This window comes from Streptomyces sp. ID05-39B, assembly GCF_033794725.1.
Lineage (GTDB): Bacteria > Actinomycetota > Actinomycetes > Streptomycetales > Streptomycetaceae > Streptomyces > Streptomyces bobili.
The window spans coordinates 34,024-43,702 of sequence record NZ_JARGEF010000022.1; the positions used below are offsets into that span (position 1 = coordinate 34,024).

General features: G+C 73.4%; 8 protein-coding genes. 2 read left to right on the forward strand and 6 right to left on the reverse strand.

Annotated features, from left to right (window positions below):
* Positions 1–17: 17 nt before the first annotated feature.
* Complete coding sequence (locus tag P1P75_RS08160) at positions 18–1,550, reverse strand: MFS transporter (protein ID WP_319253014.1); 1,533 nt, start codon at positions 1,548–1,550, stop codon at positions 18–20.
* Between the two features lie 96 nt (positions 1,551–1,646).
* Between P1P75_RS08160 and P1P75_RS08165 the strand changes: the two genes are divergently transcribed.
* Entirely contained in the window at positions 1,647–2,231 is a 585-nt protein-coding gene (locus P1P75_RS08165) for a TetR/AcrR family transcriptional regulator (protein WP_319253017.1), read from the forward strand.
* Here P1P75_RS08165 and P1P75_RS08170 read toward each other — a convergent pair.
* The 5 genes from P1P75_RS08170 to P1P75_RS08190 form a co-directional block, all read right to left on the reverse strand.
* Entirely contained in the window at positions 2,206–2,898 is a 693-nt protein-coding gene (locus tag P1P75_RS08170; protein WP_319253019.1) for a dipeptide/oligopeptide/nickel ABC transporter ATP-binding protein, read from the reverse strand. The genes P1P75_RS08165 and P1P75_RS08170 overlap by 26 nt on opposite strands.
* Entirely contained in the window at positions 2,895–3,902 is a 1,008-nt protein-coding gene (locus P1P75_RS08175; RefSeq protein ID WP_319253021.1) for an ABC transporter ATP-binding protein, read from the reverse strand. Before P1P75_RS08175 ends, P1P75_RS08170 begins: the two co-directional genes overlap by 4 nt.
* Complete coding sequence (locus P1P75_RS08180) at positions 3,892–5,640, reverse strand: ABC transporter permease subunit (RefSeq protein WP_319253023.1); 1,749 nt, start codon at positions 5,638–5,640, stop codon at positions 3,892–3,894. The genes P1P75_RS08175 and P1P75_RS08180 overlap by 11 nt, the downstream gene beginning before the upstream one ends.
* Positions 5,637–7,136 (reverse strand): ABC transporter substrate-binding protein, encoded by a 1,500-nt coding sequence (locus P1P75_RS08185; protein ID WP_319253025.1) that lies wholly within the window; start codon positions 7,134–7,136, stop codon positions 5,637–5,639. Before P1P75_RS08185 ends, P1P75_RS08180 begins: the two co-directional genes overlap by 4 nt.
* 102 nt (positions 7,137–7,238) lie before the next feature.
* Positions 7,239–8,426 (reverse strand): helix-turn-helix domain-containing protein, encoded by a 1,188-nt coding sequence (locus P1P75_RS08190; protein WP_319253027.1) that lies wholly within the window; start codon positions 8,424–8,426, stop codon positions 7,239–7,241.
* 164 nt (positions 8,427–8,590) lie between these two features.
* Here P1P75_RS08190 and P1P75_RS08195 point away from each other — a divergent pair, with 164 nt between their 5' ends.
* The gene (locus P1P75_RS08195) at positions 8,591–9,517 is read left to right on the forward strand and encodes a proline dehydrogenase family protein (RefSeq protein WP_319253029.1); all 927 of its coding nucleotides are present in this window, start codon (positions 8,591–8,593) and stop codon (positions 9,515–9,517) included.
* The last annotated feature ends 162 nt before the right edge of the window (positions 9,518–9,679 follow it).

The following is a 9,679-nucleotide window of genomic DNA, read 5'->3' on the forward strand; positions in this document are numbered from 1 at the left end:
CCTTGAGGGCCTCGTTCTCAGACGACGCCGGACGAGCTGTGCAGCTCGTCCGGCGTTTTGTTGTGCGCCTGGACTCCCCGCAGCGTCACCGCCGCCAGGCCGGCCGCCCCCGACAGCAGCACCGCCCCGGCGATCGCCGCGCCGTTCATCCCGCTCGTGAACGCCTCCCGGGCCATCGTCGCCAGCCCCGGCACCTGATCGGCGACTGCCAGCGCCCCGCCCAGCGTCTCCCTTGCGACATCCGGGGCCGTGGACGGCATCTCGTGGCGGTAGACCGCTGTGCCGATCGATCCGAGCACCGCCATGCCCAGCGCGCCGCCGAACTCCGCGCCCGTCTCCATCAGGGAGGACGCGGAGCCCGCCCGCTCCACCGGAGCGGTGCCCATCGCGAGGTCCATGATCTGGGACATCACGATGACGCCCCCGACGGCGAGGACGGCGCACGCGACCAGCACCAGCCACATCGAGTCCGTGCCGGCGAGGGACAGCAGCGCGAAACCGCCCGCGGCGGTCGCGAAGCCCGCTGTGACGACGTGGGCGCGGTCGACGCCCTTGTGCACCAGGGCAGTGGCGGCCGGGGCGGCCGCCCCGATCGGTACCGACGGCAGCAGCGCCCACAGGGCCGCCTCCAGCGCGCTCTTGTCGAGTACCGACTGCAGGTACTGCGTGGTGAAGTACGCCGACCCCATGATCCCGAAGGCCGAGACGAGGTTCAGGGCGACGGAGGGCGCGAAGCCGCGGCCGCGGAACAGGGCCGGGGAGATCATCGGCGAGGCTGCGGTGCGCTGGCGGTGGACGAAGAGGGCCGCGAAGAGCAGGCCGACGGTGATCGAGACGACGTAACGGACGTTCCAGCCCTCGGACGGGATCTCTTTGAGGCCGTAGACCACAGGGAGCACGGCGGCCATCGACAGCGGGACGCTCGGCCGGTCGAAGCGGCCGGGGGCGGGGTTCCTCGACTCGGGGAGCAGCGCTCGCCCGAGGACCAGCAGCAGGGCCATCGCGGGCAGATTGACCAGGAAGACCGAGCCCCACCAGAAGTACTCGACGAGCACACCGCTCATGACCGAGCCGAGTGCGATGCCCGCCGTCATCACCCCGGACCACATGCCGATCGCCTTCGCACGCTGACCGGGGTCGGTGAACATCGTGCGCAGCAGCGCCATCGTCGACGGCATCAGGGTCGCACCGCCGATGCCAAGGACTGCGCGGGCCGCGATCAGGGTCTCGGCGCTGTTCGCGTACGCCGCCACCAACGAGGCCGTACCGAAGGCGGCGGCGCCGATCAGGAGGAGCCTGCGGTGGCCGATGCGGTCGCCGAGGGAGCCCATCGTCATCAGAAGGCCGGCCAGGACGAAGGCGTAGATGTCGAAGATCCACAGCTGTTGGGTGCCGGTGGGCTCCAGGTCGGCGCTGATCGCCGGGATGGCGAAGTAGAGGACGGAGACGTCCATGGAGACCAGCAGCAGCGGGAGCATCAGGACGCCGAGGGCGGTCCATTCGCGGCGCCCGGCGCGGGGGCCCGGGGAGGTGCTCGTCGAGTTCGTCATGCCGGGACTGTACGAGTGTCTTAAACGGTTGTCTAGAACGCATGTATAAGTCATGCGTATGGGACGACTGTATGGATCGGGGGGTACGCTGGCCGCATGGGACACCGTGAGGATCTGCTGGAGGGCGCCAAGCGCTGCCTGCTGGAGAAGGGGTTCGCGCGCACCACCGCGCGGGACGTCGTCAAGGAGTCGGGGACCAACCTGGCCTCGATCGGCTACCACTACGGCTCGAAGGACGCGCTCCTGGCGCAGGCCTACATCTCGCTGGTCGAGGGGATGGGTGACGCCTTCGAGGGGAGCGACGGCGCGGGGCCGGCGGGGGAGCCCGGCTCTCTCGAACGCTTCCGCTGCGTGTGGGCGAACATCATCGGCACCATGCGCGAGCCCGGCTCGCTGTGGCGGCTCAGCATGGAGATCCTCGTCATGGGCGACAAACTGCCCGAGGTCCGCGACCATCTGTCGCGGGCCCAGCGGGAGGCCGGACGCGGCCTGATCCCGCTGCTCATGGGCGGCCGCGAGGAGGACGTGTCCGACGAGACCGCCGACACCGTCGGCCTGTTCTACGTCACCCTGATGACCGGCCTCATCGCACAGTGGTCCTTCGACCCGAAGACCGCGCCCGAGGCGGACCAGCTCGCGGAAGGGCTGCGCCAGGTCATCGCGGCGGCGACGAAGGACTGACCCGTCCGTCCCGCATCCGCACCACCCGGTCCGCGAAGTGCCGTACCACCGCCCGGTCGTGGCAGATGAACAGGTAGCCGAGCCCCAGGTCGTCGCGGAGGTCGGCCAGCAGGTTCAGGATCCCCGCGCGAACCGACGGGTCCAGGGCCGACACCGGTTCGTCGAGGACCAGCAGGCGAGGCTCGGAGGCGAGCGCGCGGGCGATGCCGGCGCGCTGGCACTGCCCGCCGGAGAGTTCGTGGGGGCGGCGGTCGCCGTACGACGGGTCGAGGCCGACCCGGTCGAGAAGCGCGGCCACGCGCGCGGGGCCGTCGGCGTCGGTCCAGCGGCCCTGGACCTTCAGGGGTTCCGCCACCGCGTCGCGGATGCGGTGGCGGGGGTTGAGGGAGCCGTAGGGATCCTGGAAGACCGGCTGCATGCGCGGGCGCAGGGGGCGCAGCTCCCGATCGGTGAGGGCCGTCAACTCCCGGCCCTCGAAGCGGACTTCGCCGGAGTCGGGGCGGCGCAGCTGAAGGACGGCCAGGGCGGTGGTCGACTTGCCGCAGCCGGACGGGCCGTCGAGGGCGAGGGTCTCGCCCGCCTCCAGGGCGAAGGAGACACCGTCCACGGCGGTGACGGACCCGTAGCGGACCACGAGATCGCGCACGTCGAGCAGGGGTGCGGTCATGCCGGTCGTCCTTCCCCGAACAACGTGACGGCGCGCGCGGGGACTTCGTCCGCCAGGTGGCAGGCGACGAGCCGTCCGTCCACGCTCCGCGGCTCCGGTTCCCCGGTGCGGCACACGTCCGCCGCCAGCGGGCAGCGGGGCGCGAAGGCGCAGCCGGGCGGCAGGGCGCCCGGTGCCGGAGGCGTGCCGGGGAGGGTGGTCAGCCTGCGGCGCCGGGGGCCGTCCTGGGGGAGGGAGGCCAGGAGTCCGGCGGTATAGGGGGCGCGCGGACGGTTCAACACGACGTCCGTGGGGCCGAGTTCGCTCAACCGTCCCGCGTACATCACCAGCACGCGGTCCGCGTGGTCGCGTACGACGTCCAGGTCGTGGGTGACGAGGAGCAGGGCGGCGCCGGCCGCCTCACGCTGTTCGGCGAGCACCCGCAGCACCTGCTCGCGGCGCTCGGCGTCCAGCGCGGTGGTCGGCTCGTCGGCCACCACCAGGTCCGGTTCGCCCAACATCGCCATCGCGATCACCGCCCGCTGGCGCATCCCGCCGGAGTACTCGTGCGGATACGCCCGCGCCCGCCGGGCGGCGTCCGGGATGCCCACCCGGTCCAGCGCGGCGACGGCACGCGCGCGGGCCTCGGCGCGGGAGACACGGTGCAGCGACCGTACGGCGGCGGCGAGTTGCTCGCCGACGGGGTGCACGGGGGAGAGGGCGGACAGGGCGTCCTGCGGCACGAGCGAGATACGGCGGCCGCGGGCGGCGGCGAGGTCCGCGGAACCGTCCAGCCGGATGTCCCCGCTCATGGCCGCGCCCCGCGGAAGCATCCCCAGCAGGGCGCGAGCGGTGAGGGACTTGCCCGCCCCCGACTCCCCGACCAGCGCGAGGACTTCACCGGGGCCAACGTCGAAGGACAGCCCGCGTACGGCCTCGGTGCCGCCGAAGGAGACACGCAGGTCACGGACCGAGAGCAGGCTCGGGTGCCCTACCGGCGGCGCCTTTGTCACCTCAGACTCCAACGGGGGCCTCCTTTCCGGCAGTTCGTGCGACGCCCTGTGTGTACGCCGCCCCCGACACCGCCAGCCCCGCCAGCAGGGCCAGGGCGATCGCCGGGGACAGGGCGGCCCACGGGGCGCGTTCCACGTAGGCGCGGGACTCGTCCAGGAGAAGCCCCCACTCGGGGGCCGGGGGCTGGGCGCCGAGGCCGAGGAAGCCCAGGGAGGCCAGGGCGAGGGCGATGCCGGGCAGCCGGAGGAGGGCGTGCCGGGCGACGGGCGCGGCGACCGTGGGCAGCACATGCCGGGTGAGGATCCACGACGGGGTCGCGCCGATGGCCCGTTGGGCGGTGAGGAACCCCGACGCGCGCACCTCCTGCACCAGTGCGGCCGCGTGCGCGGCCAGTGGCGGCCAGGAGATCAGGGCGACGGCGAAGGCCGCCCCGCCGGTGCCGGGGCCCGCGACGGCCGCGACCAGGATGCCGACGATCACCGGGGGCAGCGCGTTGGCGATGTCCGCCGCCCCGGCAGCGACCCCGGGCAGGAAGCCCAGCGCGAGCGAGAGGACCAGGCTGAGCAGGCAGACGGCCGCCGCCGTGCCGACCGTCGACGCGGCGCCGTGTCCGAGGCGGGCCAGGACGTCCCGGCCGAGCCCGTCGGTGCCGAGCGGGTGCGCCCAGGAGGGCGGGGCCAGCCGGACGGCCGTGTTCACGGCGTACGGGTCGCGCAGCAGGCCCCAGCCGATCGCCGTGGCGAGCAGCGCGGCCAGGGTCAGCGGGATCGCGGGGTGGACGCGGACCGGCAGCGGCGGCGGCAGCGACAGCGAGGCGTCCCGCAGGGCAGGGCCCAGGAGCCGCCGCCGTACGAGCGCCGACAGCGCGCCGGTGACCAGGCCCAGGAGCAGCAGGGCCAGGACCGCGCCCTGCAGCAGCGGCAGGTCCTGCGACTTGGCCGCCCCCAGCGCCGTACGGCCGATGCCGGGGACCGCGAACACCGTCTCCACGGCGACCGCGCCACCGGTCAGGCCGACCGCGGCCATGCCGAACTGCGGTACCAGCGGCGGCAGGACGCGGCGCAGCGCGGCGGCCGAGACGCGGGCGCGGCTCACTCCGGCGCCCCGCCACAGCTCGACCCACCGCTCCTCCAGGACGGCCGGCAGCGCGTCCGCGACGAGGCGGCCGAGCAGGCCGCCCGCCGGGACGCCGAGCGCGACCGAGGGCAGCACCATGGACGAGGGGCCGTCCCAGCCGGACGTCGGCAGCAGACCCAGCCACACCCCGCCCACCAGCAGCCCGACCGTGGCCAGCAGGAACTCCGGCACGGCCGCCAGCATCGCGGCGCCCGCGCCGGCCGACGCCCGTCCGCGCACCAGCACCGGCGCCACGAGCGCGACGCCGAGCAGCACCGCCACCCCGAACGCCGCGCCCATCAGGGCCAGCGACACCTGGAGCCCGGCCAGCACGGAGGGCCCCACGTCGGTGCCGGACACCCAGGAGAGCCCGAGGTCGCCGCGGACCAGACCGGCCGCCCAGCTGCCCAGCAGGGACAGTGGACCGGCGTCCAGGCCGAGGTCGCGGCGGATGGCGTCCAGGGCCTCCCGGGTGGGTTCCTGCTCGGCGGAGCGGGCCCGCAGGACGGACAGGGCGGGGTCGCGGCCGGACAGCCAGGGCAGCAGGCCGACGGCGGCGACGACCGCGAGGAGGGACAGCGAGCGGGTCGCCCCGGCGGCGCCGGGCCACAGCCGACGGGCGGAGGGTCTCACTTGACGTGGGTGGCGGCCGTGACGAGTTCCCGCTCGCGCGGGTCGTGGGCGGCACCGACGACTGTGGCCGCGTCGCCCTGGATGACCCGCTCGTGCAGCATCGGCACAGCGGCGTCGGTCGCGAGGACGGCGGCCTCGGCGGCGATGACGGCCCTGCGGCGGGCGTCTCCGGCGGGCGTCTCGCCGGCCTTCCTCAACCCGGCGTCCACCGAGGGGTTGTCGAGCTGGGCGATGTTGAAGGAGCCGTCGGAGGCGAAGTCGCTGTAGAGGTAGGCGGCCGGGTCACCGGAGTCGAGGACGGTCGCGCGGGACAGGACGAACGCGTCGAACTCGCCGGCCAGCGCGTCGGATTCGATGTTGGCGTACTCGCGCACGTCCAGCTTCACCCTGAACCCGGCCTTCTGCAGCTGCTGTTGCAGGGCCGCGGCGACCTCGGGGAGTTCGGCGCGGTCGGTGAAGGTGCCGATGGTGACGGTCCGCCCCGCCGGATCGCCCGCCTGGGTCCGGGTCACCGGTGTGCGCAGCCCGGCCGCCCAGGGCAGCGCGGGGCCGAGCAGGCCCTCGGCTACATCGGCGCGGCCCTCGTAGACGCCCTTCACGATCGACTCGGCGTCGATCGCCTCACGGGCGGCGGCGCGCAGCGAGGCGTCCTTGAACACGCCCTTCCCGGTGTTCAGGTAGAGGGTGTTGGTGCGCGGCATGGGCACCTCGGTGACGAGGTCCTCGTCGAGCAGCGCGGCCTGGGAGACGGGGACCGATTCGACGATGTCGGCCTCGCCGCTGCGCAGAGCGGCGGCACGGGCGGTGCCGTCGGGCACGAACCGCACGTCGATGCCGGGGGCCTTGGCCCTGCCGCCCCAGTAGGCGTCGTAGCGGTCGAGGGTGGCGGTCGAGGTGCCGTTGACCTCGGTCAGTTCGAAGGGGCCGGTGCCGGCGCCGACCGGGTTCACGGTCTTGCCCGTGTACGCCTTCGCGGCGAGGACGGCCAGCTGCGGCGAGCTGAGCCGCTGCGGGACCAGCGGGTCCTCGGCGGCGGTCGTCACGGTGACGGTGTCGGCGTCGGCGGCCTTCGCGGTCAGTTCGACGCCGTCCAGGATGCGGGGCTTGGGGGAGGCGCCCGCGGCCCGGGTGAGGGAGCGTACGACGGCGTCGGCGTCGAGCTTCGTGCCGTCGTGGAAGGTGACGCCGTCGCGTATCTCGAAGCTCCAGGTCCGGCCGTCGCGCCGCCAGGAGGTGGCGAGCGCGGGCTGGGCGTCACCGGCCGCGTCCAGCTTGACCAGGGTCTCGGCGGTCGACCAGCGCGAGAGCTTGAAGGCGTCGTCGGACAGCGGGGACAGGCCCGAGCGCGGCGGCAGCATCATCGCGAGCCGCACCCGCTTTCCGTCCGCGCCGCCGGACCCGGCCGTGGTTCCGTCACCGGAGAAGCAGCCGGTGAGCAGCGCGGAGGCGGCGGCGAGGGCCGGTACGGGGAGCAGGCGGCGGGTGGGCAGGCGCACGGAACACTCCGGAGAGGGGTCGTCAAAGATTCAAGGGTGCGCCGACCGTAGCACGATGACAATCGTTTTCAGTAGCGAGGGTGTGCGGGTGAGGAGCGCGGTCTAGAGCCGCCGCGCCTTCAGCGCCATGTGCAGCAGCAGCCGGTCCTCCCCCTCGTCGAGGTCCAGGCCCGTCAACTGCTCCACCCGCGACAGCCGGTAGTACAACGTCTGCCGGTGGATGCCCAACTCCGCCGCGGCCCGGCCCGCCTGACCCGCACGGTCCAGGTACACCTCGGCGGTGCGGGCCAGTTCACGATGGGCAGGCGTCAACAGCGCCTGTACGGCGGGATCCTGGGCCGAGCCGGCCGGCAGCGATGTCAGCAGCCGGTAGGGGCCGATCGACGCCCACTCGGCGGTCGGGCCGAGGCGGGGCTCCGCCAGCGCCGCCCGTGCCGACGCGGACGCCTCCTGCCAGGCCGCCCCCAGCTCCGCCAGACCGGCCCGCCCCGCCGCGACCCCGGCCGCGCCCGCCCGGCCGGCCCGCTCCAGCAGCCGCGCCGCCGCCGAGGTCGCCGGCGTCAGGGTGTCCGTCGAGCGCAGCCTGACCAGCACCGCGAGGCACTGGCCGCTCACCCCCCACGGCACCGTGCACAGGGCCTCCGCGCCGGGCAGGGTACGCAGCGACGGCGCTTCGTCCGGGTCGGCCGACGGCCAGGGCGCCACGCACACCACCGTATGAGGGCCGTCCGCGCGGCTGCCGAGCGCGGTGCGCAGCTCCGCCACCGCCATGTCGCGCTGCCAGCCCCGGTCGGCGGCCAGCACCGCCCGCAGTTCGCGGGTGAGGTCGGCGCCGTGCTGGGCCTCGTCGGCGAGCAGGGCGCCGATCCGGCCCGCCACCTCCATCGCGCCCGCCAGCTGGTCGTCCGAGGGCCCCTGCCCGCCGTCCAGCAGCCAGACGTAGCCGAGGACGACCCCGCGGTGGCGCACCGGCAGGCAGATACGGCCCCGGTGGACGCCGGCCTCCGGGGCCGGCGGGATGCGCACCGGGCCCGTGGCCCGCGTGATGCCGAAGCCCTCGAACCAGGCCCGGACCGCCGCGGTGGAACGACGGGTGAGGATCGAGCGGGTGCGCACCGGGTCCAGCGCGGCGGCGGCCAGTTCGTCCTCGCTGTCGTAGGCACCGAAGGCGATCAGCTCGAAGTCGCGGTTCTCCAGGGTCGCCGGGGCGCCGAGCAGCTCCGAGATCTCGTCGACCAGCTCCTGGTATTCGCCCTTGAAGTCCGCCGTCACCCGGTCATTCTCCCGCATCCTTGCGGCCCCTTCATACATCTGTCTGAGATCTGCGGCACGGATGCGTGACAGCTGTCGATGGCCGACGATCGGAGGGATCCTTAGGTTTCACGGTGGTTCTCCGTGCCGTTCCCGAAACGTCGGGAAGCGGCCTCGTATGGGTTGGTATGTGGAGGTGCCCCGTGCTGGGTCCCGTGATTCTCGCCGCGTCGCGCAGCGACCGGATGCGACGCCTGATCTCGGCGGCCCCGGTGACGAAGCAGGTCGTGGACCGCTTCATCCCCGGTGAGACGGTGGACGACATCGTCCCGATCATCGAGGAGCTGACCGGGCGCGGTCTGGAGTTGACGATGGACGTCGTCGGCGAGGACATCACCACCCCCGAGCAGGCCGCCGCCGCCCGCGACGCCTACCTGGCGCTGGTGGACCGCCTCGCGGAGCTCGGTCTCGGCGAGCGCGTCGAGATGTCCGTCAAGCTGTCGATGTTCGGCCAGGCGCTGGAAAACGGGCACGAACTGGCCCTCGCCAACGTCCGCCCGGTCGTCGAGGCCGCCGCCGCCATCGGCACGACCGTCACCCTGGACGCAGAGGACCACACCACCCTCGACTCGATGTTCACCATCCACGAGGAACTGCGCGAGGACCACCCCCAGACCGGCTGCGTCATCCAGGCCTACCTCTTCCGCACCGAGGCCGACGCCCGCCGCCTCGCCGCGAACGGCAGCCGCGTGCGACTCGTCAAGGGCGCCTACAAGGAGCCCGCCGAGGTCGCCCACCAGCAGAAACACGAGATCGACAAGGCGTACGTCCGGATCCTGAAGGTCCTGATGGAGGGCGAGGGATACCCGATGATCGGCTCCCACGACCCGCGCCTGATCTCCATCGCCCAGGAACTCGCCCGCAAGGCCGGCCGCAAGCCCGACGAGTACGAGTTCCAGATGCTGTACGGCATCCGCGGCGAGGAACACCTGCGCCTGGCCGCCGAGGGCCACCGCATGCGCGTCTACACGGCATACGGCACCGACTGGTACGGCTACTTCATGCGGAGGCTGGCGGAGAAGCCGGCGAACCTGCGGTTCTTCCTGCGGAGTGTGATCAGTCATGGCTGATGTGACGAGGCTGCGTCGCGGCTTCGGCCGGGGGTTCGGGGGTTGTCCCCCGGGGAGGCGCAGCATGCGGAGGCTGGCGGAGAAGCCGGCGAACCTGCGGTTCTTCCTGCGGAGTGTGATCAGTCATGGCTGATGTGACGAGGCTGCGTCGCGGCTTCGGCC